The 23,433-nt window shown below is 70.6% G+C and carries 24 protein-coding genes; 18 read left to right on the top strand and 6 right to left on the bottom strand.

Annotated elements, in window-relative coordinates:
- Positions 1-100: 100 nt before the first annotated feature.
- The 6 genes from FN829_RS02505 (at position 101) to FN829_RS02480 (ending at position 4,203) form a co-directional block, all read left to right on the top strand.
- The gene (locus FN829_RS02505; RefSeq protein ID WP_142985414.1) at positions 101-388 is read left to right on the top strand and encodes a 50S ribosomal protein L21e; all 288 of its coding nucleotides are present in this window, start codon (positions 101-103) and stop codon (positions 386-388) included.
- A 4-nt stretch (positions 389-392) separates the two neighbouring features.
- The gene (locus FN829_RS02500; RefSeq protein WP_142985413.1) at positions 393-749 is read left to right on the top strand and encodes an RNA polymerase Rpb4 family protein; all 357 of its coding nucleotides are present in this window, start codon (positions 393-395) and stop codon (positions 747-749) included.
- A gap of 88 nt (positions 750-837) precedes the next feature.
- Positions 838-1,443, top strand: coding sequence for a DUF655 domain-containing protein (locus FN829_RS02495; protein ID WP_142985412.1), 606 nt, complete (start codon positions 838-840; stop codon positions 1,441-1,443).
- A gap of 79 nt (positions 1,444-1,522) precedes the next feature.
- Positions 1,523-2,422 carry a 16S ribosomal RNA methyltransferase A gene (locus FN829_RS02490; RefSeq protein WP_142985411.1) on the top strand — a complete coding sequence of 300 codons (900 nt, stop codon included), beginning with the start codon at positions 1,523-1,525 and terminating at the stop codon, positions 2,420-2,422.
- Between the two features lie 60 nt (positions 2,423-2,482).
- The gene (locus FN829_RS02485; protein WP_142985410.1) at positions 2,483-3,640 is read left to right on the top strand and encodes a mechanosensitive ion channel family protein; all 1,158 of its coding nucleotides are present in this window, start codon (positions 2,483-2,485) and stop codon (positions 3,638-3,640) included.
- Entirely contained in the window at positions 3,637-4,203 is a 567-nt protein-coding gene (locus FN829_RS02480) for a HemK2/MTQ2 family protein methyltransferase (protein ID WP_246066425.1), read from the top strand. Before FN829_RS02485 ends, FN829_RS02480 begins: the two co-directional genes overlap by 4 nt.
- Here FN829_RS02480 and FN829_RS02475 read toward each other — a convergent pair.
- Complete coding sequence (locus FN829_RS02475) at positions 4,172-5,185, bottom strand: ABC transporter substrate-binding protein (RefSeq protein WP_142985408.1); 1,014 nt, start codon at positions 5,183-5,185, stop codon at positions 4,172-4,174. The genes FN829_RS02480 and FN829_RS02475 overlap by 32 nt on opposite strands.
- Positions 5,186-5,309: 124 nt before the next feature.
- On the opposite strand from FN829_RS02475, the gene FN829_RS02470 reads away from it, so the two are divergent.
- The 4 genes from FN829_RS02470 (at position 5,310) to FN829_RS02455 (ending at position 8,884) form a co-directional block, all read left to right on the top strand.
- Positions 5,310-6,323 (top strand): 5-methyltetrahydropteroyltriglutamate--homocysteine methyltransferase, encoded by a 1,014-nt coding sequence (locus FN829_RS02470; protein ID WP_142985407.1) that lies wholly within the window; start codon positions 5,310-5,312, stop codon positions 6,321-6,323.
- On the top strand, positions 6,323-7,396 hold the full coding sequence (locus FN829_RS02465; RefSeq protein WP_142985406.1) for a methionine synthase: 1,074 nt from the start codon (positions 6,323-6,325) through the stop codon (positions 7,394-7,396). Before FN829_RS02470 ends, FN829_RS02465 begins: the two co-directional genes overlap by 1 nt.
- 95 nt (positions 7,397-7,491) lie before the next feature.
- Entirely contained in the window at positions 7,492-8,079 is a 588-nt protein-coding gene (locus tag FN829_RS02460) for an NAD(P)/FAD-dependent oxidoreductase (protein ID WP_142985405.1), read from the top strand.
- Between the two features lie 55 nt (positions 8,080-8,134).
- A complete protein-coding gene (locus FN829_RS02455; RefSeq protein WP_142985404.1) occupies positions 8,135-8,884 on the top strand; it encodes a sugar phosphate isomerase/epimerase family protein in 750 nt (249 codons plus the stop codon).
- A gap of 9 nt (positions 8,885-8,893) precedes the next feature.
- On the opposite strand, the gene FN829_RS02450 is transcribed toward FN829_RS02455, so the two are convergent.
- Positions 8,894-9,742 carry a DUF7547 family protein gene (locus FN829_RS02450; RefSeq protein WP_142985403.1) on the bottom strand — a complete coding sequence of 283 codons (849 nt, stop codon included), beginning with the start codon at positions 9,740-9,742 and terminating at the stop codon, positions 8,894-8,896.
- A gap of 104 nt (positions 9,743-9,846) precedes the next feature.
- Entirely contained in the window at positions 9,847-10,932 is a 1,086-nt protein-coding gene (locus tag FN829_RS02445) for an NADH:flavin oxidoreductase/NADH oxidase (RefSeq protein WP_142985402.1), read from the bottom strand.
- 132 nt (positions 10,933-11,064) lie between these two features.
- Here FN829_RS02445 and FN829_RS15780 point away from each other — a divergent pair, with 132 nt between their 5' ends.
- Positions 11,065-11,226 (top strand): hypothetical protein, encoded by a 162-nt coding sequence (locus tag FN829_RS15780; protein ID WP_185955663.1) that lies wholly within the window; start codon positions 11,065-11,067, stop codon positions 11,224-11,226.
- Between the two features lie 165 nt (positions 11,227-11,391).
- Entirely contained in the window at positions 11,392-12,822 is a 1,431-nt protein-coding gene (locus FN829_RS02440; protein WP_142985401.1) for a HEAT repeat domain-containing protein, read from the top strand.
- 241 nt (positions 12,823-13,063) lie between these two features.
- Here the strand turns inward: FN829_RS02440 and FN829_RS02435 are convergent, their stop codons facing one another.
- A complete protein-coding gene (locus tag FN829_RS02435) occupies positions 13,064-13,258 on the bottom strand; it encodes a cold-shock protein (RefSeq protein ID WP_112079586.1) in 195 nt (64 codons plus the stop codon).
- 104 nt (positions 13,259-13,362) lie between these two features.
- Between FN829_RS02435 and FN829_RS02430 the strand changes: the two genes are divergently transcribed.
- Complete coding sequence (locus tag FN829_RS02430) at positions 13,363-15,129, top strand: phospholipase D-like domain-containing protein (protein WP_142985400.1); 1,767 nt, start codon at positions 13,363-13,365, stop codon at positions 15,127-15,129.
- A 61-nt stretch (positions 15,130-15,190) separates the two neighbouring features.
- Here the strand turns inward: FN829_RS02430 and FN829_RS02425 are convergent, their stop codons facing one another.
- Entirely contained in the window at positions 15,191-17,137 is a 1,947-nt protein-coding gene (locus FN829_RS02425) for a DHH family phosphoesterase (protein WP_142985399.1), read from the bottom strand.
- Between the two features lie 147 nt (positions 17,138-17,284).
- On the opposite strand from FN829_RS02425, the gene FN829_RS02420 reads away from it, so the two are divergent.
- From FN829_RS02420 to FN829_RS02400, 5 genes are all read left to right on the top strand, one after another.
- Entirely contained in the window at positions 17,285-17,806 is a 522-nt protein-coding gene (locus tag FN829_RS02420) for a Mov34/MPN/PAD-1 family protein (RefSeq protein WP_142985398.1), read from the top strand.
- On the top strand, positions 17,803-18,231 hold the full coding sequence (locus tag FN829_RS02415) for an adenylyltransferase/cytidyltransferase family protein (protein WP_142985397.1): 429 nt from the start codon (positions 17,803-17,805) through the stop codon (positions 18,229-18,231). Before FN829_RS02420 ends, FN829_RS02415 begins: the two co-directional genes overlap by 4 nt.
- Positions 18,232-18,328: 97 nt before the next feature.
- Positions 18,329-19,753 carry a heme o synthase gene (locus tag FN829_RS02410; protein ID WP_142985396.1) on the top strand — a complete coding sequence of 475 codons (1,425 nt, stop codon included), beginning with the start codon at positions 18,329-18,331 and terminating at the stop codon, positions 19,751-19,753.
- 63 nt (positions 19,754-19,816) lie between these two features.
- Positions 19,817-20,059, top strand: coding sequence for a SelT/SelW/SelH family protein (locus tag FN829_RS02405; protein ID WP_142985395.1), 243 nt, complete (start codon positions 19,817-19,819; stop codon positions 20,057-20,059).
- A 59-nt stretch (positions 20,060-20,118) separates the two neighbouring features.
- A complete protein-coding gene (locus FN829_RS02400) occupies positions 20,119-20,784 on the top strand; it encodes a hypothetical protein (protein ID WP_185955662.1) in 666 nt (221 codons plus the stop codon).
- Between the two features lie 12 nt (positions 20,785-20,796).
- Here the strand turns inward: FN829_RS02400 and FN829_RS02395 are convergent, their stop codons facing one another.
- The gene (locus FN829_RS02395) at positions 20,797-23,379 is read right to left on the bottom strand and encodes a heavy metal translocating P-type ATPase (protein WP_142985394.1); all 2,583 of its coding nucleotides are present in this window, start codon (positions 23,377-23,379) and stop codon (positions 20,797-20,799) included.
- Positions 23,380-23,433: the final 54 nt, after the last annotated feature.

Raw genomic sequence — 23,433 nt, 5'->3', positions numbered from 1 at the left:
TTCACCCGGCCCGTTCGGGGCCGAACGCCGCCACGTCCGGTTCCTCCGGGACGTAACGCACCATTTATACCTGCGGCAGCGGAACCGTACCCCAACGACCATGCCGAGTTCCAATGGACCCCAGAAGGCCACTCGAGACAAGCTGTCGAACAAGCCGAGAGACCGCGGAACCTCGCCGCCCCAGCGCGCGATCCAGGAGTTCGAGGAGGGCACGCAGGTCCACCTCAAGATCGACCCGAGCGTCCAGGAGGGTCGTTTCCACCCCCGGTTCGACGGACGGACCGGCACCGTGACGGGCAAGCAGGGCGCGGCGTTCAAAGTCGAGATCACGGACGGCGGCAAGACCAAGACGCTCATCGTCCGCGCCGCCCACATGAGCCAACAGTAGCACGATGACGATCTTCAAGGAGAAGCTGGACGAGGAGTACCTCACCACTGCGGAGGCCAAGGACATCCTCGCCGATATCGAGGCCGACCGCGCGGACGACGAGGAGCGCGAGCTCCGGTACGAGCTGGCCCGCGCGATCGAGCACGTGAACCGGTTCGGCCACCTCGATCCCGAGGAGTCCCGCGAACTCGTCGAGGAGCTCGCCGAGCTCGATCGTATCGACGTGCCGACCGCGGTCAAGATCACCGACCTCCTTCCCGAGGACCGCACGGAGCTCCGCTCCGTCTTCGCCCAGGAGCGGTACTCGCTCGACGGCGAGGAGCTCGACGAGGTCCTCGACGTCGTCGCGAAGTACGCCTGAGGCGGCGGATCGGCCACACCGCCGGCTTCGGCTCGACGTTTCCCCGACGGCAGCGGTTTTTTACCCCTCGGACGCGGAACCTGTTGGCATGAGTGACAACCCGACGGACACCGTCGACGAGCGCGGCTCGGCCTCCGGGGACGGAACGGAGGGGCGGTCCGTCGCCGTCCTCCTCGACGTCCTCCCGAACGGCCGACCGGACGACGGCCGGCCGGGCTACCAGAAGTCTCCGGTGGCGTACGCCCTCGGCACGGCGTCGTTCGGGCTGTACGAGCTGTCGCTCGAGGAGGACGCCGGCGTCTCCGTGAGCGACCGGATCGACCTCGACGGACCGGCCGTCTCGCGGTACCGCGAGGTCGATTTCGAGGGCCTCACCCGGAACGCGGCCGCCGAGATCGAGTACGCCGTGGAGGCGATCGTCGACGGCGACGAGCGTCGGTTCGTCGACTTCTACAACGAAGCCGGGGCGATCACCCTCCGGCTTCACCAGCTCAACCTGCTTCCCGGGATCGGCAAGAAGCTTCGGAACAGGGTGCTGGACGAGCGGAAACGCGGCCCCTTCGAGAGCTTCGAGGAGGTCTCCGAGCGGATCTCGGGACTCCACCGCCCCCGCGAGGTGATCCTCGAGCGGATCGTCGAGGAGATCCGCGAGGACGACCTGAAGTACCGGACGTTCGTCGGGAACGAGGAGTGACGCCGGTCGACCCGAAACCGGCGGGACGCGATCGACTCGGAAACGGGACTTTTACCCCGAACCGACGTGTAGCGCGGCCATGACCGATCGATCGGCGGGGACCGCGGACGCGTACGGAACCCGCGACCCCGACTCGCTCGCGCGGCGGGCCGGCACCCGCGCGAACCCCGACAACGATCAACACTTCCTCGTCGACGACCGGGTCCTCGACCGGCTGTCCGCGTACCTCCCCGAGGACGCGGACGTGAGCCACGTCCTCGAGGTCGGCGGCGGGGCGGGCGCGCTCACGGACCGGCTGCTCGCGACGGTTGGCGCGAACGACCCGGATCCCGCCGGCCGGGTGACCGTGATCGAGCGCGACCCCCCGTTCGCCGCGTTCCTCCGCGAGGAGTTCGCCGACGCGGTCGACGCGGGAACCCTCGAGGTGATCGAGGGGGACGCCCTCGCGGTCGATCTCCCGCCGTTCACCGCCTGCGTCGCGAACCTGCCGTACGGGATCTCCTCGGAGATCACCTTCCGGCTGCTCCCCGAGGGGAAGCCGCTCGTGTTGACCTTCCAGGCGGAGTTCGCCGACCGGATGGTCGCGTCGGCCGGCGAGTCCGCGTACGGGCGACTCTCGGTCTCCGCACAGCACTACGCGGACGTCGAGATAGTCGAGCGGATCCCCAAGGAGGCGTTCGACCCCCAGCCCGCGGTCGAGAGCGCGGTCGTCCGCTGTACGCCGCGGGACCCCGACTACGAGGTCGGCGACGAGGCGTTCTTCCTCCGGTTCGTGAAGGCGCTTTTCACCCAGCGGCGCAAGACCGTCCGGAACGCGATCCGCAACACGGCGCACATCTCGGGGCTCGATCGCCCCGACGCGGTCGTCGACGCGGCCGGGGAGGACGTCCTCTCCCGACGGCCGGGAACGCTCGATCCCTCGGCGTTCGCGGCGTTGGCGGAGCTCGCCCGCGAGCACGGGTCGCCGGCGGAGGCGTGAGACGATGCCGTGGAGCCGTGAAACCGTGATCGGCCGGAGCCGAACCGGAGGCGTGAGACGATGACCGGCGGGGTCGGAGCCCTCGTCGGCGTGCTCGCCGACCTCGACCGGCTCGTGAGCGGGAACGTCCGGCGGATCCTCCTCACGGCGGCGATCCTCGCGGCCGTCGTCGGCGTCCGGCTGGTCGTCGGGCGGCTGAAACGGCGGGACGAGGAGCTCTCCTCGAAGCGGCGGCTGGCGCTCTCGACGACGGTTGCGGGGACGACCGCCGTGGGGGTGCTCTCGCTCCTCGTCGTCTGGGAGCGCAGTGGAGCGCTCGTCGACGCGTTCCAGTCGGCCGCGATCGCGGACCAGCTGTCGAACGTCGTGCTGGCGGTGATACTGCTCGCGAGCGCGTACGCGATCACCGACTTCCTCGGGGGCGTGATCCGCGAGCTCTCCGTCGAGAGCACGGCGATCTCCGAACACCAGGAGGAGATGCTCCGACGGATCGTCCAGTTGAGCGTGTACACCCTCGTCGTGCTCGTGACGATCGGACTCTTCACCGACAACGTCGGCAGCCTCCTCGTCGGGGCGGGGTTCCTCGGGATCGTGGTGGGGATGGCCGCCAGACAGACGCTCGGGGCAGTCCTCGCCGGGTTCGTCCTGATGTTCTCGCGGCCGTTCGAGGTGGGCGACTGGGTGTCGATCGGCGAGTTCGAGGGGACCGTCACGGAGATCTCGATCATCAACACGCGGCTCCGCTCGTTCGACGGGGAGGTGGTGACGCTCCCGAACGACGAAGTCCGCGCCGGCGCGGTCGTCGACCGGTCGCGGCGGAACCGGCTCCGGATCGAGATCGAGGTCGGCGTCGACTACACGACCGACCTCGACCGGGCGGTGGAGGTCGTCGAGGAGGCGATATCCGGGATCGACGGGGTGGCCCGGATGCCTCAGCCCGACGTCGTGACGAAGCGATTCGCCGACTCGGCTGTCGTCTTCGGGGTCCGCTACTGGATCACGAACCCGAGCATGCGCAAGCGGTGGCGGACCCAGACCGCGGTCATGGGCGCGATCAAGACCGCGTTCGAAGAGGAGGGGATCACGATCCCCTTCCCGCAGCAGACGCTCTCGAGTCGAACCGAGGGGGCCGACGCCGAGCTGGAGGCCCGGATCGGCGGCGGCGTCGAGGGCGAACCGACGCCGTCGGGTGAGACGGACGGCTCGGAGGGATCGTGAACCGCCTCGACCGCGACGGACCGACGGTGTACCAGCCCGCCGAGGATTCCGGACTGCTGGCGGAGGCGGCCGTCGAGGGCGCGCGCGGCCGCGTGCTGGAAGTCGGCACCGGCTCCGGCTGGGTCGCCGAACGGATCGCCGAGGAGCGCGGACTCAGCGTCGTGGGCAGCGACCGCAACCCGCACGCGGCGCGGGAGGCTCACGACCGCGGCGTGGAGGCGGTCGTCGCCGACCTGCTCGAGCCGTTCCGCGACGACGCGTTCGACACGGTGTGTTTCAACCCGCCGTACCTCCCGACCGACCCCGAGAACGAGTGGGACGACTGGATGGAGCACGCGCTCTCGGGCGGCGAGTCCGGCCGGGAGCTCATCGAGCCGTTCCTCGCCGACGTGGGGCGGGTGCTCGCGCCAGACGGCGTCGTCTTCCTGCTCGTCTCCTCGCTCACCGGGTACGAGGAGGTGCTGGCGTTAGTCGAGGCGGCCGGCTTCGATCACGCGGTCGCCCGCGAGGAGTCGTTCCCGTTCGAGACGCTCACCGTGTTGCGGCTCGACCGACGCGTCTGACCTTCGCGTCCTCGCTGCCGCTCCCGTCCGCCTCGAATCGGTCCGGGTGGATCAGGCCCGCGAGCGCCTCGAGCGCGTCGACGACCCGGTGGCTGTGGCGGTTCAGGTAGGCGGTGCCGTCCATCGCGTACACCCGTCCCTCCCGCACCGCGGCGGTTCCGTCGAACGACTCGCGTTCCAGCAGGTCGCGCGCCCGTCCGTGAGCCTCGTCGACGTCGGCGCTACAGGGGCCGACGACGAGCACTTCCGGGTCGAACGCGCGCAGTTCCGCCGGGTCGACCGCCCGCGAGCGCTCGCCGGCCGCCACGAGCCCGGGTTCCCCGCCGGCGATCCGGATCAGGTCGGGGATCCAGAGCCCGCCGTGGCGGATCGGGTCCGTCCAGTCGAGGACGGCGACGCGAGGGCGGGAACCGGGGTCCGTTCCGCCCCCCGCGATTCCGTCCTCCACGGTTCCGCCCCCCGCGATTCCGTCCTCCACGGTTCCGCCCCCCGCGATTCCGTCCTCCACGGTTCCGTCCGGAACCGCGCCGGCGACGGCGTCGATTCGGGTTTCGAGATCGGCGCGCAGTTCGGCCGCGGCGTTCGGACGACCGACCGCCTCGCCGATCCGCTCGACGTTCGCGAGCACGTCCGCGAGATCGTCCGCGTGAACGTCGAGCACCGTGGCGTCGAGATCGAGTCGCTCGACCGCCCGGCGGGCGAGCCCGGCGTCGAGCGCGCAGACGGCACAGACGCCCTGAGTGAGTATCGCGTCCGGGTCGGCCGCCGCGAGCGCGTCGCCGTCGAGGTAGTAGGTGTCGTCGTGGGCGACGTCCCGGTCGAGCGTTTCGGGGTCGTCCTCGAGGTCGCGAACGAGTCCGGTGAGCGTCGGGCGGTCGGCCGCCGCCGGCGGGCGGTCGCACTGGTGGGAGACCGCGGCGGGCGTGACGCCGAGCGCCGCCGCGACCTCCGTCGCCGAGGGGAAAAGCGAGACGACGGACATGGGTGGCGGTTCGACGCCATCGATGGTAAGGGTTCGGCTCCGATCGCGTCGCGATCCGTGGAATAACCAAGGGGCATGAAACAGGTTCGGAAATATTATACAACGGCATATCCAACGCTCGGTGATGACTGAACGAGTCGCGGCCACGCCGGGGATCTATCCGCTCCCGGACTGGGCGAAAGGGACGCTTTCGGACCTGAAGGGCCACCAGAAGGGCGATCTCCTGAGCGGCGACGAGGAGGGCGAGATCACCGAGACGTACGACGAGGTCCGCGCGGAGTTCGTCGACGATCAACTCGAGGCCGGCCTCGACCGCGTCGCCGAGGGGCAGGCCCGTTGGGACGACATGATCGCCCACCCGCTCACGGTCCACGAGAGCGTCGAGACCGGCGGGATCGTGCGGTACTACGACAACAACAACTTCTACCGCGACCCGCGCGTCGTCGACGATCTGGACTTCTCCGGCGACGTCGCCGGCGAGTTGGAGGCGGCCGCGGACCTGATCGACGGCGTGAACGCCGGCGACGCTCCGCTCGCGGCGACGCTACCGGGGCCGTACTCGCTCGCCGACCTGGCGACCGACGAGCACTACGGCGACGACGCCGAGTTCCAAGCGGCGATAGCCGACTTCCTCGCCGGCGAACTCGAGGCGTTCCCGGCCCACGAGACGCTGTTCCTCCTCGAGCCCTCGCTGGTGACGAACCCGCCGGCGGACGGGACCGAGGAGCGCGCGACCGACGCGATCGCGACGGTCGCCGCGGCGACCGACGCCGACGTGGTCGTCCAGACGTTCTACGGCGCGCTCGACGAGAAGCTCTACGCCCACCTCGTCGACGAGGCGGACGCGGACGCGCTCGGGCTCGACCTCGTCGCCGGCGATCGCGAGGACACGGTGTACAACGTCCAGGAGTACGGCGCGACCGACTCGGTCGCGCTCGGTCTCGTCGACGGGCAGAACACGCTCGTCGAGGAGCCGGAGACGGTCGCCGAACGCGTCGAGTGGTTCGAGGGACAGGCCCCCGCCGCCGACTTCGAGACGACCTACCTGACGCCGAACACCGAGCTGTTCTACCTGCCCGAGAACAAGTACCGCGCGAAGCTGTCCGCCCTCGCCGCCGCCACGGAGGTGCTCGAATAATGGTCCGCAACCCGTCCGCCAACCGCGAACAGTTCCGCCCGCACGACCACCCGAACGACTCGTTCCTGCTCACGACCGTCGTCGGCTCGTACCCCAAGCCGAAGTGGCTGAACCGCGCCGACGAACTGGTCGAGGACCCCGACTCGAAGTTCGACGAGTCGGACCTGGCGGAGGCCCACGACGACGCCTGCCGGCTGATCACCCACGAGCACGAGCGCGCCGGCCTCGACACGGTCGTCGACGGCGAGATGCGCCGCAACGAGATGGTGGAGTTCTTCGCCGAGCGCATCGACGGCTACGAGTTCAACGGCCCGGTGAAGGTGTGGGGCCACAACTACTTCGACAAGCCCTCGGTCGTCGAGGAGGTCGAATACGACGAGCCGTGGCTCGTCGACGAGTTCGAGTTCACCACGAACGTCGCCGAGCGCCCCGTCAAGGTGCCGATCACGGGGCCGTACACGCTCGGCTTCTGGGCGTTCAACGAGGCGTACCCCTCCACCGAGGAGCTCGTCTACGACCTCGCGGACCTCGTGAACGAGGAGGTCGAGAAGCTCGTCGAGGCCGGCGCGCGCTACATCCAGATCGACGAGCCCGCGCTGGCGACGACGCCGGAGGACCACGCCATCGTCGGCGAGGCGCTCGACCGGATCGTCTCGGGGATCGACGAGGACGTGCGGATCGGCTTACACGTCTGTTACGGCGACTACTCGCGGATCTACCCCGAGATCAACGACTTCCCGATCGACGAGTTCGACGTGGAGCTGTGTAACGGCGACTACGAGCAGATCCCGACGTTCGAGGACCCCGAGTTCGAGCCGGACCTCGCGCTCGGCGTCGTCGACGCCCACACCGCCGAGGTCGAGCCGGTCGAGGAGATCAAGGCGAACATCCGCCAGGGGCTGCGCGTCGTTCCCCCGGAGAAGCTGACGATCTCGCCCGACTGCGGGCTGAAGCTGCTTCCCCGCGAGATCGCCTACGGCAAGACCGAGAACATGGTCGAGGCCGCGCGACAGGTCGAAGCCGAGATCGACGCCGGAGAGATCGACCTCGACGCGCCGCTCGCGGACGACTGATCGGCCGCCGTCCGGTTTCCCTCGAATTTCTCTTCAGTCACCCGATCACACTCCCGTTACCGCGCGTTTATGCGGGTCGAACCCGTGTCTCCGACATGGCAAACGTCATCGTCGTCGGCGGCGGTCCCGCGGGTCTGAGCGCAGCCCTCTTCGCGGCGAAGAACGGTCTCGAGACGACGGTCTTCGATACCGACGGCACGTGGATGCACAAGGCGCACCTGTTCAACTACCCCGGAATCGGGTCGGTCGACGGCACCCTCCTCGTCGACACGATGCGCGACCAGGTCGACGACTTCGGCGTCGAGCGCCACCAGGGCGTCGAGGTGACGGGCGTCGAGGCGGCCGACGGCGGCTTCGTCGTCTCGACCGCCGAGGAGGAGTACGCCGCCGACTACGTCGTGCTCGCGACGGGCGCGAGCCGGGACCTCGCCGAGGACTTAGGCTGTGACCTCTCCGAAGACGACACCGTCGACGTCGGCGTGAACATGGAGACCTCCGTGGAGAACGCCTACGCGACGGGTGCGATGGTCCGCGCCGAGGAGTGGCAGGCGGTCATCTCCGCCGGCGACGGTGCGGCGGCCGCGCTCAACGTCCTCTCGAAGGAGAAGGGCGAGCACTACCACGACTTCGACGTGCCCGCGGACGCCGAGCGCGTGCTCGGCTCGCTCGTCGACGAGGAGTAACGGGTCGAGTTCCGGCGTCCGTTTTCTTAAGTCCCCCGCGGCGCAGCCGATCGGTATGGACATCGGCGTGACCGTCGGCGACGACCTCGACCGGCTGGCGGCGTCGCCCGCGGCGTTCGACTTCGTCGAACTCGGCGTGGGCGCGGGCAGCCTCCCGCCCGAATCGATCGACTCGGATAGACTCGACCGGGCGCTGGCGGGCCGCGACCTGATGGTTCACCTCCCGTACAGCCAACCGCTCACGAGCTACGCCCCCGAGGTCAACGATGCCATCGTCGCCTACCAGCGGAGACTGCTGGAGGCGGCCGGCGACCTCGGCGCGGAGAAGGCCGTCCTCCACGCCACCTCCGCCGACCGCGACGACGTCGAGTTTCGGGAGGTCGCCGCCGACCAGCTCCGGCGCGTCGCCGACGCCGGCCGCGAGGCGGGCGTCGAGGTCGTCGTCGAGAACGTGGGCCACCAGCACCGCGGGATCCAGCTGTCGGTGCTCGGCGACGTCGCCCGCGAGACGGACACCGCGGTCTGTTTCGACGTCGGCCACGCCTACATGGAGGGCGGAAACGGGGCGATACGGCGGTTCCTCCGGAGCCACGGCGACCGCGTCTCGCACCTCCACTGTCACGACGTGCGCCGACGCGGCGACACCCACATGCCGGTCGGCGCGGGCGAGGTCGACTACGAGGGCGTCAGCGACGCGCTCGAGGAGTTCGAGGGGACCGTCGCGCTGGAGGTGTTCACCGACGACGGCGCGTTACTTTGCGACTCCGCCGAGCGCGTCGCCGACCACCTCGGCGCGGAGTGGTGACCGGGCCCGTCAGCGGTCGTCGCCGTCGGAATCTCCCTTCTCGCCGCCGTCATCCACCTCGTTGCCGCCGGCATTCGCCTCGTCGCTCTCGGAACCGTCGTCCGCCTCGCTCTCCCCGTCGTTCTCGTCGTCGAGTTGGCTCTTGATCGACTCGAGCTCCGACTCGACGTCGACCTCGGGTCGCTTCCCGACGTCGGGCTCGTCTCCGCCGCCCTCGTCCGCCGAACGGCCTCCCCGCTCGTCGTCCGGGTCGGTCACGTCGATGTGGACCGCGCCGTCGCCGCCTCGATCGCCCCGCCGTGTTCGGTCGTCCCCTCCCCGATCCGACCGCCTCGTTGCGTCCGCCTCCCGGCGCCCCTCCTCGATCCGCGCTTCGATCTCCGCGGAGAGGTCGCGGGCGTCCTCGATGATCGACCGCGAGGCGGCCTCCTCGGGAAGGTCGGCCTCCGCGAGCGCGGTCCGGAGTTCCGAGAGCGAGCGCGCGAGCCCGGCCGCCGCCCCGTCGCGAGCACCCGCGAGCGGGCCCGCGATCGCGTCCGCGTCCTCGCGCAGGTCGCGCCCGGGATCGAGCAGCCGGAGGGTCCCGCGCAACAGCTCCAGCGACGTGATCGTGGTCTCGAGGAGGGCGATCACCGTCGGGATGGTGTACTCCTCGGTGAACCGGACCAGCTCGGAGAGCCGCGGGGGTCGCGGCGGGCCGGACGGGCGGGGCGAGCGGACGGGACCGGATCGGTCGCGGCCCTCCCGATCGCTCGATCGCAGGTCCGCCCGGAGCTCGGAGAGGACGTCCTCGAGCTCGTCGAGCCGCTCCTCGAGGTCGTCGTCACGCGGGCCGTCGCGGGAACCACGGGAACTCATGTGCGCCCGTACGCGGCCGGGAGATAAAAAGCCCGTCCGGAGGAAGGTACCCGGTCAGAGAAGGCGCCCGGCCGGGGAGGACGAACGGAACGGCCGACCCGCCGCTACTCGAACCGGCCGCGGCGGTACTGTACCGGCCACTCGATCTCCGCACCGAGCTCGTGGGCGGCCTCGAGCGGCCAGTACGGGTGACGGAGCATTTCGCGGCCGAGCGCGACGAGGTCGGCCCGCCCGTTGCGCACGAGCGCGTCGGCATGGGTCGGTTCCGTGATCCCGCCGACCGCGGCGACCGGCACGTCGGTCCCCTCGCGGATCGCCTCCGCGTACGGCACCTGGTAGCCCGGTCCCGAGTTCGGTAACTGCTGGTCCGGGTGGATCCCGCCGCCGGAGACGTCGATCAGGTCCGCGCCGGCCTCGGCGAGCAGGGGGGCCAGCCGAACCGAGTCGTCCACGTCCCACGAATTGCGGTCGGGGAGCCAGTCCGTCGCGGAGATCCGGACGAAGACGGGCTTGTCGTCGGGCCAGACGCCGCGGACCGCCTCGACGACCTCGCGGACCAGCCGCGTCCGGTTCTCGAAGCTCCCGCCGTACTCGTCGTCGCGGTCGTTAGTGACCGGCGAGAGGAACTGGTGGAGGAGGTAGCCGTGGGCGGCGTGGACCTCCGCGATCTCGAAGCCGGCCGACAGGGAACGCTCCGCGGCGGCCGCGAACGCGTCGACCACGTCCGCGACGTCGTCGGCGTCCATCCGGCGGGTCGCGGCGGGCTCCTCGTCGGGGTACGGCTCGTCGGTCGCCGAGATCGTCTCCCACCCCTCGTCGTGATCGATCGGGAGCGCGTGGCCGCCCTCGCTCGGGGGAGCGTGGGAGGCCTTCCGGCCGGCGTGGGCCAACTGGATCGCGGGGAGCGCGCCCTGTGACCGGACGAAGGCCGTGATCGGCTCGAGCGCCTCGGCCTGCTCGTCGGACCAGATCCCCAGACATCCCGGGGTGATGCGGCCGCGGCGCTCGACGCCCGTCGCCTCCGTCATCACGACGCCCGCGCCGCCGACCGCACGGGTGCCGAGGTGGACCCGGTGCCACTCGTTCGGCATCCCCTCCTCGGCGGAGTACTGACACATCGGAGAGAGCATGATCCGGTTCGGGACCGTCGTCTCGCGCAGCGAGAACGGCGTGAAAAGCGAGTCCGTCATCGTCCGATCGACGCCGCCGTCGGGGTAATGCCCTCCGATAACCCGTCCGGATCGCCGCCATCGTCGCCGGCGTCCCGTTCGGATTTAGGCCGACCGAAATCTATAACCACGGCCGTCCCCGAGCGGTCGCTAATGAGTAGCGGAGAACGCGTCGAACGCGACCCAGGCGTCCCGGACGACGAGTCGCCGGCCGTGGCGATGAGCCGCACCACTCCCGATCGAACCGTCTTCATCGAGGAGGGAAACACCGACGCCTGGATCGCGACGGATCTGACGGTCGAGACGGAACGGTAGTCGTCGACGTCGAACGGTAGTCGGCGATTCCTGGCGCCGCACGGAAACCGAGGCGATCGACGACGAACACGGTCACGCGTTCGAACCGGCCGCGACGGGGCGGGTTCGGCGGACGTCGACGCGAAGGGAAACGTCTTAATGGACTACGCGCGCATTCTCCGGTATATGAGCAACGGCGACGACGAGCCGGCCGATGCCTCCGAGGAGGTCGACACCGACGACGCGGCGGCGGCCGACGAGCCCGAGGCGACCGCCCCGACGCTCCCCGACGAGCCGACCGAGGAGTCCCTGACCGAGTACCTCGAGGAGATCGAGGCGGCGCTCGATGACGCCGAGACCGAGGCGGACCTCGACGACGTCGAGGCGCTTCTCGACGACGCCGAGGAGGCCCTGTCGGACGCCGATCTCCCCGAACCCGACGAGGACGACGAGGACGCCGACGACCCGCGCGGCGAGCTCGAGGACCGGATCGCGGAGCTCCGTGAGGGAGTCGAGGACGCCCGCGGCCCCTACGCCGAGGACGTCGTCGAGGCGATCGAGACGGCGGCCTCGACGCTGGAGGACACCGAGTGGACGGCCGACGGCCGAGCGGACGCCGCGGATGCCGTCGAGACCTTCGTCGACGCGGCCGCGGAGGCGGTCGACGACGCCGTCGAGGCGGACGCGATCGAGACGGATCCGGACGCGGCGGACGCGGACGACGGTGCCGATGCGAACGCCGACACGGACGGCGAGTCGGACGCCGCCGCCGACCGGATCGCCGTCCTCGTCGACGCGCTCGACGCCGTCGCGGCGGGGATCGGCGACGCGGATCTCGACCCCGACGACGACGCGGAGACGATCGCGGCGCTTCTGGAGGCGACCGACGCGCTCGAGGACGGACTGGAGGACGCCGAGGAGTGGGACGACCTCGAGACCCACGAGCAACTCCGCGCGCAGGGGTACTACGACGTGCTCGGTCACTACAAGGACTACCCGGTCGAGTGGGCCGCGCTGAAGGAACACGAGGCGCGGGGCAACGTCGACATGATCCTGCTCGCGCTGGATTCGCTTCAGTCGGAGTTCATGGAGCGTCACTGTCTCGAGGCGTTCGAGCGGATGGGCAAACGCGGGAAGACCGAGGACTCGGTGGAGGAGCTGCTCGGCCGCGCCGGCAAGCGCGACGAGTTCGCGATCCGCATCCTCGGGAAGATGGCGGCAGAGGAGGCGGTCGAGACGCTCTTAGAGTACGTCGACGAGGACTCGAATCCGCAGCTCCAGAAGGCGACGTTCAAGGCGCTCGGCGAGATCGGCTCCGCGGACGCCGTCGGCCCGCTCGCGGAGAAACTGGAGATGGAGAACGACCACGTCCGCCCGCTCGCCGCGCGCGCGCTCGGGCTCATCGGCGACACCCGAGCGATCGACCCGCTCGCCGACGCGCTCGCCGAGGACGACTCGGACGACGTCCGCGCGGCGGCCGGCTGGGCGCTCCGACAGATCGGCACCCGTGAGGCGCTCGAGGCGGTCGCCGAGTACGCCGACGAACGCTCGTTCATCATCCAGACGGAAGCCGAGAAGGCGCAGGCGACCCTCGACGCCGCGGCGACGCCGGCGTAGTCGGTCGATCGGGTCTCGTTTCCCTCGTTTCGAACCGTGAATCGCCTTCGAACCGCTCGTAGCCGTCGGCTCGAGGACGCGTCGACATCGACGTCAGCGACGGCTCGGCGTCCGACGCGGACGCTGCTCCGTGCGTGATATGCGTGAGAAACTGGGTCGCGTCCGGGCGCCCTCCGATGAGGACGAAACGGGCTCGATGGTCGTCGTGTGAGGTCTCGGGGCGACGGTCGCCCGACGGAGCTTAGTTGCGGACGACGTTCGTCGCGCGGGGGCCTTTCGGCGACGACTCGACGTCGAACTCTAACTCCTGTCCCTCCTCGAGGTCCGGGCCGCCAACGTCTTCCATGTGGAAGAACACGTCATCGTCCTCGTCCTCAGTCGAAATGAAACCGTAGCCGCCAGTGTCGTTGAAGAAATCAACCTTTCCGTTTGCCATTGCAAACAAACGTACGACCGATTCGGGGATAACCCTTGCGAGGGTCGTGGTACCACGAGGGGGCCGCCCGGACGTTTATGTTCGATACCGCAACCAGAGCCCGTATGCCTCCCTCGATCGACCGATCCCGCCGATCAGTTCGGTCCGGTCGCGCCGTCCGGGTCGCCGTCGCGGTCGCGGTCCTGCTCGCGACCGTCGCGTCGGCCGCGGGCGTCGCCGGCGTGGCGGGAGCGGCCGCGCCGACGGGGTCGCCCGGAGCGATCGAATCCGAGCCGCCGACCGACGAGACGACGGCGTCGTCCGGCGCGGCGAACCGCACGGCCGATCCCTCCGATCCGCGGATCCTCGAGCTGTATCCCAACCCGACCACCGAGGGCAATCGCGGCGAGTACCTCGTCGTTCGGCTCCCCGCACCGGGAAATTGGTCGCTCTCGGACGGCTACCACGACGCGATGCTCCCGCCCGACGCGAACGGAACGGTCGCGCTCTCGATGGAGCCGAAGCTCGCTCGCGACCACCTCGCCGCGGGGAGAGGCGAGCGGACGCCGCCGGGGGTCCGACAACTCGACGCGTACTTCCCGCTCTCGGCGAGCGGCGACCGGATCGAACTGCGCCGCGACGGCGACGCCGTCGACGTCGTCGAGTACGGCCGCGTTCGGGAGGGGTACCGCTGGCGAGCGACGTGGGGCGAGTGGCGACCGATCGGGTACGAGCCGCGCGAGCCGGAGCGCGTCTCCGGCGCGTCAGTGACGCCGTTCGTCCTCCCGGACACCCCGGCGACGCCCGTCGAGCCGCTCGCGACCGCGGACGATCGGATCTACCTCGCCGGCTACACGATCGAGTCCGAGCGCGTTGCGGACCGACTCGTCGACGCGGCCGCTCGCGGGGCGGACGTGCGGGTCCTGCTGGAGGGAACCCCGGTCGGCGGCTTCCCCCGGCGAGGCGCGCGCGTCGCCGACCGGCTCGTCGACGCCGGCGTCGAGGTGCGCGTCCTCGACGGCGACCCGGACCGGTTCCGGTTTCACCACGCCAAGTACGCGGTCGCCGACGACCGGGCGGTCGTGCTCACGGAGAACTGGAAGCGGTCGGGGACCGGCGGGGAGTCGAGCCGCGGCTGGGGCGTGATCGCGGACGACCCGGCGGTCGCCGAGGACCTCGCGGCGCTCTTCGAGAACGACGCGACCGGTCCCGACACCCGGTCCTGGCACGCGTTTCGCGAGGAGACGACGTTTCACGGCCCGCCGAGGTACGGGGACGACGACGGCGACGGCGAAGGCTCGGGAGACGAGGACCGACCGTATCCCACACGGTTCGACCCGCCGACGCCAGCGCCCGCGGACGTGGAACTGCTCACCGCGCCCGGCAACGCCGGCGACCGGATCGTCGACCGGATCGACGCGGCCGACGACCGGGTCCTCGCGGTCGTCCCGCGGACGGGCGGGCCGAACGAGCGGATCGTTCGGGCGCTCCGACGGGCGGCCGACCGCGGCGTCGACGTCCACCTTCTGTTGTCGAACGCGTGGTACGACCGCGAGACGAACGGGGAATTGGCGGAGACGCTGGCCGCGGAGCCGATCGACGTCGCCGTCGCGGAGCCGCGCGGCCGGTACGACAAGATCCACGCCAAGGGGCTCGTGATCGACGACACCGCCGTCGTGGGGAGCCTCAACTGGAACGAGGGTGCGAGGACGGAGAACCGTGAGGTGCTCCTCGCGGTGGAGAATCCCCACGTCGCCGACTTCTACGCGCGGACGTACGCGGCCGACTGGCGCGGCGGCGGGATCCACCTCCCGGTCGGGACGGTCGGCGGACTGCTCGGGACGGTGGTCGTCGCCGGAGCGGTCGCTCGTCGCGAGGTGACGTTCGTGTGAACGGGATCGAGCGAACGAGATCCGAGCGAGCCGAACCGGACCGAACGTCCGGGACGCGGGATCAGTCGTCGATGACGGCGGTCGACGAGAGCGACTCGTCGATCTCCGCCTCGGCCATCTTCCCGACGAGCGCGTCGATGACGGCCTCGCGACGGCCCTTCACGAACTTGATCGAGCCGACGACGAGGTGGCCGCCGCCGGAGACGCCCGCCTCGGGAAGCTCCTCGTTCAGCTCCGTCACCATCGTCGGGATGTCGAGCCGGACGCCGTCCGAGCGGAGGACGGCGAAGTCCGGCCCGTACCCGATCGTGATCACCGGATCGCCCGTCTCCTGGACCCGCGTGTCGTGGAGTTCGCCCGTCGTCTTCCCCGGCGCGGGGTACGTGAACCGGTGGGCGTACTCGTCGACGTCGATCCGGTAGAGGTGCGCGCCGGAGGCGAGCCGCTCGTGTTCGACGTGATCGTCGACGGCCTCGAGCTGGCGGTCCACGTCGCGTTCGGCGCGCTCGGCGAGGAACTCGACCAGCTCCTCGTGGCGCTCGGGGTCGTCACAGCCGACGTTCAACGCGTCGTTGACGAGCGTCTTCCCCTCGGAGTAGCGCAGCCAGTGGGCGGCGTAATCGAGCGCCTCGCCGATGTCGAGGAGGTCCTCCTTGCCGTAGCCGGCCTCGGCGGCGAGCTCGACGTAGTCGTCCATCGCCTCGGCCTTCGAGCGGTCCGAGAGGCCGGCGACGGCCGGCACGTGTTCGAGCTCCTCGGTGAGCGACGGGTCGATCAGCCGCGCGAGCTCGACGCACATCATCCCGGTGGTGACCCGGTAGTCCTCGCCGTGGAGGTAGGGGTTGACGTGGGCGTCCAGGAGCGGCGCGACCGCGTCCGGGTCGGGGTGGTGGTGGTCGACGACCGCGATGGGGATGTCGTAGTGTGTGAGGTTCTCGTAGGCGGGGACGTCCTCCTCGGTCGACCCGTTGTCGAGCATGAGAAGCAGCGGGAGCTTCCGGCCGTGACGGGCGCGCCCCTCGAGCGCGAAGTTGAGGTCGCGGGTGACGTCCTCCATCTCGTAGTAGGGGGCCTTGCTCGGGAGCCGCTTGAATAGGTGCTGGGAGGCGTCAGGGTCCTCGTGGACCTCGCGGACGAGCCGCTCGAGCGCCAGCTGGACCGGGATCGCCGCGCACATCCCGTCGCCGTCGGCGTGGTGACGGACCCGGATCGGCCGTCCGGCGAGCACGGTTCGCCGGAGCAGTCGGGCCAGCTCGCGGAGGTCGTCGTGGATCGACTCGAACGCCTCCCACTCGACGAGCGGGTCGACGTCGGCCGGCTCGGCTCTCTCCTCGAGCGCCGCCTCGAACGTCGTTCGGGCCTCCTCGGCGCGGTCGCCGGAGAGCGGCTTCAACGAGTCGACCTCGAGCTGGAGGCCGCCCTCCCGCGTCTCGACCGTGCCCGAGACGTGGACCATGTCGCCCACCTCGACGGCGGGGTACGCCCGCACACCGGCCTCCTCGAAGGCGGCACAGGAGACGACGCCGGACGCGTCGGCGACGCCGAAGATCGTCGGGCCGCCGGTCTGTTTCGTCTGGACGACCTCGCCCTCGACGGTCACCTCGTCGCCGGGGACGAGCCCGCGGACGCGCGATATCGTCGGTTCGTGCTCGACGATCTCGGTCGTGTAGCCGCCCGGCGACGCCTCGTCGAAGGCGACGTCCCCGTTCTCCTTGACCTCGGTCAGCCGGACGATCAGCCGGTCGCCGACCGCGTACTCGCCCTCGAGGTTCGACTCGTGGACGAGCCCGCTCACGGCGTCGGAGACGTCGACGAAGACGCCGTACTCGACGACGCCGTTGACGGCGGCGTGGTACAGGGCGCCGGTCTCGACGTCCTCGAGGGTACAGTCGGGCGCGAGATCGCGGACGACGTCTCGGCTATCGCGTTTCCCCTCCGCCATCACGGCGTCGGGTTCGGGACTCGAATCGTCCCGCGTGCCGGAATCCCCGGCGGTGTGTTCGCTCATACACGCCGTTCGGGATCGGACGGTGTTAAGCTTGTTATATCGCGCTCATCGGACGGAGGCGGTCGAGGCGGCCGTAGCGTCCGATCACGTCCGGCCGCGTCCCGGTGGTCCGGAACCCATATGAGTCGACGGCGACTCTCCCGGGACATGCGACTGTTCCGGTCGGACGACCTCCTCGGGATCGCCCGGGAGACGATGGAGTTCGTCCTCGAGGCCAGCGAGGAGACCCACCCCAACGAGTACATGGGGTTCCTCCGCGCGGACGATGCCCGCGACCTCGACGTCGACCGGGACGGACAGGTCATCACGGACGTGCTCGTCATCCCCGGAACGGAGTCATCCCCGACAAGCGCGTCGGTCCGCTCGCACATGAAGCCGAACGACATGCGCTCGGTCGGGTCGGTTCACTCGCACCCGAACGGCGTGCTCCAACCGAGCGACGCCGATCTCGCGACGTTCGGCCAGGGAGAGGTCCACATCATCGTCGGCGCTCCCTACGGGTGGGGCGATTGGAAGGCGTTCGACAACGAGGGGAACCAGCGCACGCTCGAGGTGCTCAACGTCGAGATGCCCGACGAGCACTTCTTCGATTTTACCCAGGAGGACATCGACCGCGAGCTGGGGGACGCGAACGACGACCGCGGCGGATTCCTCTCGTGGCTGCGATGACCCGGGTCGTCGCGCAGGGGACCTTCGATCTGCTCCACCCCGGACACGTCCACTACCTCGAGGACGCCGCGACGTACGGCGACGAGCTCCACGCGATCGTCGCCCGAGGGTCGAACGTCACCCACAAGGCGAAGCCGATCCTCTCGGACCGCCAGCGACGGGACATGGTCGCCGCGCTCGCCGCCGTCGACGAGGCCCGCCTCGGACACGACGAGGACATCTTCGTGCCGATCGAGGCTATCGACCCGGACGTCATCGTGCTCGGCTACGATCAGCACCACGACGAGGACGCCATCGCGGCCGCGCTCGAGGACCGTGGGATAGACTGCCGGGTCGAGCGGGCGTCCGGTCGGGAGCCCCGCCACGACGACGAGCTGCTCTCGACGGGCGACATCATCGATCGGATCCTCGAGCGCCGCGGGTGAGGTCGAGTTCGGGTGGGCGCGGGCGGGACGGCGTCGCGGCCGACCGTGACCCGCGAAAGCGCGGGACATATATGGACCGACACCCAAGCGGATCCACGTGACGATACCCGACCGGTTCCCCGCGATCCTCGCCGCGGCGGCGATGGGCGTGTACCTCCTCGTCGTCGTCGGGGCGACGACCTCCCTGACCGAGGCCGCGGCCGCCTGTGGCGGCTGGCCCGCCTGTGGGGGTGGCTACGCGCTCCCCACGGAGCCGGCGGCTTGGATCGCGCTCGGCCACCGTGCGGCGGCCGCCCTCGTCGGAGGGCTCGTCGTCGCCGCCGCGGCGTTGGCGTGGGTCGCCGACGCGGACCGCCGAGTCCGCGCCGCGCTCCTCCTCGCGCTGGCGCTGTTCCCGGCACAGGCCGGGATCGGGGCGGTCGTCGCCCTCGGCGACACCTCGTTCGCGGTTCCGGGCGGGACGCTCCCGCTCGGGCTGATCCACCTCGTCCTCGGCGTGACGATCTTCGCGAGCGTCCTCGCGGCGCTGGCGTGGTGGCTCGAGGACGCAACCGGCGACGCCGACGACGCGCCGACCGACTTCGAGCCGGGAACCGACGACCTTCCCCCGGTCGAGGACGCTCCCGAGCCGTCGGTGCCGACGGCGACGGTGCCCCGGCTGCGCGCCACCGCGGCCGCGTACTTCCGGCTGATGAAGCCACGGCTGATGTGGCTGCTCTGTCTCGTGGCCGCCGCCGCGATGGCGCTCGCCGGCGGTCCGGGGTTCACGCCGTACGCGGTCGCGGCGACGCTCGCCGGCGGGGCACTCTCCATCGGCGCGTCCGGGACGTTCAACCACGTGTTCGAACGCGACGTCGACAGGCGGATGCAACGGACCAGCGACCGCCCGCTGGCGACCGATCTGGTCCCGGTTCCGCACGCGCTCGCGTTCGGCGGGCTGTTGACGGCCGTCTCCCTCGGGCTGTTTTGGAGCGTGAACCCGCTTACCGCCGCGCTCGGGCTGGTCGCGATCCTGTTCTACAGCGTCGTGTACACGCTCGTTTTGAAGCCGAACACGGTCCAGAACACCGTCATCGGCGGGGCGGCGGGCGCGCTCCCGGCGCTCATCGGCTGGGCCGCGGTCACCGGCGAAGTCGGCGGCGGGGGGCTGCTTCTCGCCGCCGTGATCTTTCTGTGGACGCCCGCGCACTTCTACAACCTCGCGCTGGCGTACAAGGAGGACTACGAGCGCGGCGGGTTCCCGATGATGCCGGTCGTTCGCGGCGAGACCGCCACTCGGCGACACATCCTCTGGTACCTCGGGGCGACGCTCGTCGCCGCCGCGGTGCTCGCGCTCGTCGCCGAACCGCTCGGCGCGCTGTACGCGCTCGTCGGCGTGGCGGTCGGCGCGGTCTTCCTGTGGGCCGTCGTCCGGCTCCACTACGAGCGGAGCGAGTCCGCGGCGTTCCGGGCGTTTCACGCGTCGAACGCGTACCTCGGGCTCCTGTTGTTCGCGGTCGTCTTCGACGCGCTCGTGGTCTGAACCCGAACGGTCCGGGCTCGCCGGGGCAGCCGTTTTATGCCGGTTCGGCCCCAACTGGCGCGTATGACACGAGTCGAGATCGAGTACTGCGTACCGTGCGGCATGCTGGACCGGGCACAGGACGTCTCACGGGCGGTCCTCGAACAGTTCGGGGAGGAGCTCGAGGAGGTCGCGCTGGTGACCGGCGACCACGGCGTGTTCGTCGTTCGCGTCGACGGCGAACTCGTCTTCGACAAAGAGGAGGACGGATACGACGTCGACGACATCGTTCGCGCGGTGAAGCCGCACGTCGGCGCGGCCGTCTGAAACGCGTCCGCGTCGCTCGGGGGAAAGTAATTGGTACTCGGTGACGAACCACACGCTCGATGGGGGATCGGGCGGGACGTACATCGACCGGGTCGAACGCCGACGGAGCGGCCGGTGAGCGCCGCGGCTCGGTCGGTTCGGGAAGCGAATCGCCTGGCGGCGGCGATGCCGCGACCGCCGCGACCGACGACACGGCCGACGACGAGGCCGACTGGGCGGCACGGACGTGGTACCGCTCGAAGGTCGGGCTCGCCGTCGTCGGCGTCGACCTCCTGGCGACCGCGCTCCTCGCCGGGGCGACCGTCACTGCCGCCGTCGATCTCTCGGCCGCCTCCGGCCGGATCGTCGCCCCGTACGTCCCCGTGTTCAGCCTGCTCGGCGCGCTGGGGTTCGTCTTCACGGCGCTGGTGGACGACTTCGAGAGCACCGTCGGCGACGTGCTCCGGTACAACTTCCGGCTCCCCGCCGCGCTCCCGCTCGGCGTCGGGATCTTCCTGCTCTCGGACGTCGTGCTCGGCGAGACGGCGGCCGACGCTCCCCTCGTGATCGGGACCGTCTTTCTCGCCGGGCTCTACGTCAACCTCGCGTACAAACGGCTCGGGGCGTTAGCGCGGCGGCTCCTCCCGAACGGGCGCAGCGACGGGGGCGATACGGACGCAGGTGGCGGCTCCGGATCGAAGGCGGACGCCGACGACGACCGGTCCGATCCGAGCCCGGCGAAGTGAGCCGGGTCGCGGTCACTCCTCGCCGGCGACCGATCGGGACGAGTTGCTCACGACGAGCAGGCTGCTCGTCCCCATCGCGAGCGCGGCCAGGAGCGGGTTGAGCGCGCCGGAGACGGCGAGGGGTATCGCGATCGCGTTGTAGGCGAACGCCCAGCCGAGGTTCTCCCTGATCCGTCGGTTCGTCCCGCTCGTGATATCGAACAGCTCCGGGATCGCGGAGAGCCGGTCCTCCAGGAGGACGGCGTCCGCGGCGTCGGCCGCGAGGTCGGTCCCGCTCGCGACGGAGACGCCGAGGTCGGCGGCCGCGAGCGCCGGCGCGTCGTTGCTGCCGTCGCCGACCATCGCGACGCGCTCGCCCGCGCCGAGCCGCCGAACCGTCTCGGCTTTCGCCTCCGGCGGAACTCCCGCGAACACCTCGTCGATCGCCGGGTGCTCCTCGAAGCGCTGCGCCGCCGCGGCCGAGTCGCCGGTGAGCACGACGACGCGCTTCCCGCGATCGGCGAGGTCGGTCACGACCGCCTCCCACCCCTGGCGGACCGCGTCGCCGACGACGAGAACCCCGCGAACGCGCCCGTCCCAGCCGACGAAGACGGGGACGTTCCCGTCCGCGGTCGCGCGCTCGCCGGCCTCGTCGAGGCGACCGGGGAGCGCCCACCCGCGGTTCGCGAACAGCGAGCGGTGGCCGACGACGACGCGGTCGCCGTCGATCGTCCCTGCGACGCCGCGGTCGGTGACCTCGACGTCGCCGACGTCGACGCCGTCGACGCCGACGGAATCGGCGGAGTCGGCGGGGCCGACCGATCCGTCCGAGGGATCGGATCCGTTCGGGTGTCCCGTTCCGGTCGCGGGCTCGGTTCCGCCGTCGGCGACGGCCGCGGGGGACGCGGGATCCGACCGGTCGGTCGAGTCTCGATCCGTCGCGGCCGCGTCGACGATCGCCTCGGCGATCGGGTGTGCGGAGGCGCGTTCGAGCGCGGCCGCCCGCCGGAGGACCCGGTCGGCGTTCGCGTCGGCGTCGGGGTCCACGTCGAGGTCAGCGTCGGGGTCCACGTCGAGATCGGCGTCGGAAGTGGCGGTGGAGTCGAAAATGGACGATCCCGAGTCATCGTCGAGAACCGTCTCGAGCAGCCGCATCTCGCCGTCGGTGAGCGTGCCGGTCTTGTCGAGCACGACCGCGTCGATCTCGGCTCCGGCCTCGAAGACGGCGTCGGAGACGATCACGATCCCGCGACGGGCGGCGTCGCGGATCCCGGCGGCGATCGCGAGCGGGGTCGCGAGTCCGAGCGCGCACGGGCACGAGACGATGAGGACGGTGAGCGCGACGAGCGCCGCCTCGGTCGGTGCGCCGCCGAACGCCAGGGTCCCCGCGCCGGCCACGACCGCGACCGCGACCACGAGCGGGACGAACACGGTCGCGAGCCGGTCGACGAGCCGCTGGATCCCCGACCGCGAGCTCTGGATGTCCCACAGCAGGCGCACGAGGGTGTCGAGCGTGCTCGTCGCGTCCTCGCCCACCTCGAGCACGAGCGGGGAGTCCGTGACCACGGTCCCCCCGCGGACCGCGTCGCCGGGGCGTTTCGTCGCCGGGAGCGACTCGCCGGTCACGAGCGCCTCGTCGACGGCGGCGGTCCCCTCGGCGACGCTTCCGTCGAACGGGACGCGCTCGCCGGGGCGCACGAGCAGCCTGTCGCCCGGTTCGACCGCGTCGATCGGGACGGTCTCGCCCGACTCCCGTCGGACCTCGCTCTCGGCCGCGGTCGTCAGCTCCGAGAGCATCCCCGTCGCGCGCGACTTGATCCGCGACTCGTACTGGTTTCCCGCGGTGACGACGAGGATCACGGCGATCGTCACGTCGAAGTAGAGGTCGGTCCGGCCGAGCAGCATCGCGAGGGTGCTGTAGGCGTAGGAGCTGACCGCCGCCAGCGACACCAACAGATCCATGTTCGGTCGGCCAGCTCGCAGGCTCACGTACGCCCCGCGGAGGATCGGGTAGCCGGTGTAAAAGAGCACGATCGAGGTGAAAAGCCAGATCTGCGTGAAGAGGTAGAGCCCGCTCACGCCGCCGAGATCCAGGAGCGGGTCGTAGCCGAAGTAGGTCGGGTATAAAAAGAGGACGTACCACAGCATCGCCATCATCCCGAAGAAGCCGCCGCCGATCAGGAACCGCACCACGTCGACGTCGTCGCCCGCGGGCTCGGGGTCGGCGCGGTCGCTCGCGGTGTAGCCGGCGACCGAGAGCGCATCGGGCAGGTCGTCGGCGGTCACCCGGTCGGGGTCGTACTCGACGCGGATGGTGTCGGTGGCGTAGCTCGCCTCAGCGGCCGCGACCCCCTCGCGCTCGGCGGCGGTCAACTCGAGGAACGACTCGCAGGTCGCACAGTGCATGCCGTCGACGTGGAGGAAGGCCGTCTCGCCGTCGAAGGAGTCAGAAGGTTCCGCGTCCGGGGCCCGCGCCTCGAGGTCTTCGAGGTCCTCCACGTCCTCGAGCGAGCGCGCCACCGCGAGACACCCCCGACAGCAGTACTCGCCCTCGACGGCCGGGTCGGTGTGCGGGTCGGATCCCGTCGGCAGCTCACAGAGGGTACAGTTCGGCATTGGTGGTGGCTTGATCCGCCGGTGGCATCCGGACGGGGTCGCGAGGGTTTCGAC

This window comes from Halorubrum cibi, from assembly GCF_900182635.1.
In the GTDB taxonomy this organism is placed as follows: domain Archaea; phylum Halobacteriota; class Halobacteria; order Halobacteriales; family Haloferacaceae; genus Halorubrum; species Halorubrum cibi.
Note: the sequence above shows the minus strand (reverse complement) of the source record. Positions and strands in the feature narration are given on the sequence as shown.

Bases quoted from the DNA above. Each gene is read 5' to 3' on its own strand.
- FN829_RS02440 (WP_142985401.1), top strand. From the start codon at position 11,392: ATGAGCAACGGCGACGACGAGCCGGCCGATGCCTCCGAGGAGGTCGAC.
- FN829_RS02455 (WP_142985404.1), top strand. From the start codon at position 8,135: ATGGACATCGGCGTGACCGTCGGCGACGACCTCGACCGGCTGGCGGCG.
- FN829_RS02495 (WP_142985412.1), top strand. From the start codon at position 838: ATGAGTGACAACCCGACGGACACCGTCGACGAGCGCGGCTCGGCCTCC.
- FN829_RS02490 (WP_142985411.1), top strand. From the start codon at position 1,523: ATGACCGATCGATCGGCGGGGACCGCGGACGCGTACGGAACCCGCGAC.
- FN829_RS02500 (WP_142985413.1), top strand. From the start codon at position 393: ATGACGATCTTCAAGGAGAAGCTGGACGAGGAGTACCTCACCACTGCG.
- FN829_RS02460 (WP_142985405.1), top strand. From the start codon at position 7,492: ATGGCAAACGTCATCGTCGTCGGCGGCGGTCCCGCGGGTCTGAGCGCA.
- FN829_RS15780 (WP_185955663.1), top strand. From the start codon at position 11,065: ATGAGTAGCGGAGAACGCGTCGAACGCGACCCAGGCGTCCCGGACGAC.
- FN829_RS02425 (WP_142985399.1), bottom strand. From the start codon at position 17,137: ATGAGCGAACACACCGCCGGGGATTCCGGCACGCGGGACGATTCGAGT.
- FN829_RS02415 (WP_142985397.1), top strand. From the start codon at position 17,803: ATGACCCGGGTCGTCGCGCAGGGGACCTTCGATCTGCTCCACCCCGGA.
- FN829_RS02405 (WP_142985395.1), top strand. From the start codon at position 19,817: ATGACACGAGTCGAGATCGAGTACTGCGTACCGTGCGGCATGCTGGAC.
- FN829_RS02465 (WP_142985406.1), top strand. From the start codon at position 6,323: ATGGTCCGCAACCCGTCCGCCAACCGCGAACAGTTCCGCCCGCACGAC.
- FN829_RS02435 (WP_112079586.1), bottom strand. From the start codon at position 13,258: ATGGCAAACGGAAAGGTTGATTTCTTCAACGACACTGGCGGCTACGGT.
- FN829_RS02470 (WP_142985407.1), top strand. From the start codon at position 5,310: ATGACTGAACGAGTCGCGGCCACGCCGGGGATCTATCCGCTCCCGGAC.
- FN829_RS02485 (WP_142985410.1), top strand. From the start codon at position 2,483: ATGACCGGCGGGGTCGGAGCCCTCGTCGGCGTGCTCGCCGACCTCGAC.
- FN829_RS02445 (WP_142985402.1), bottom strand. From the start codon at position 10,932: ATGACGGACTCGCTTTTCACGCCGTTCTCGCTGCGCGAGACGACGGTC.
- FN829_RS02420 (WP_142985398.1), top strand. From the start codon at position 17,285: ATGCGACTGTTCCGGTCGGACGACCTCCTCGGGATCGCCCGGGAGACG.
- FN829_RS02400 (WP_185955662.1), top strand. From the start codon at position 20,119: ATGGGGGATCGGGCGGGACGTACATCGACCGGGTCGAACGCCGACGGA.
- FN829_RS02505 (WP_142985414.1), top strand. From the start codon at position 101: ATGCCGAGTTCCAATGGACCCCAGAAGGCCACTCGAGACAAGCTGTCG.
- FN829_RS02395 (WP_142985394.1), bottom strand. From the start codon at position 23,379: ATGCCGAACTGTACCCTCTGTGAGCTGCCGACGGGATCCGACCCGCAC.
- FN829_RS02430 (WP_142985400.1), top strand. From the start codon at position 13,363: ATGCCTCCCTCGATCGACCGATCCCGCCGATCAGTTCGGTCCGGTCGC.
- FN829_RS02450 (WP_142985403.1), bottom strand. From the start codon at position 9,742: ATGAGTTCCCGTGGTTCCCGCGACGGCCCGCGTGACGACGACCTCGAG.
- FN829_RS02475 (WP_142985408.1), bottom strand. From the start codon at position 5,185: ATGTCCGTCGTCTCGCTTTTCCCCTCGGCGACGGAGGTCGCGGCGGCG.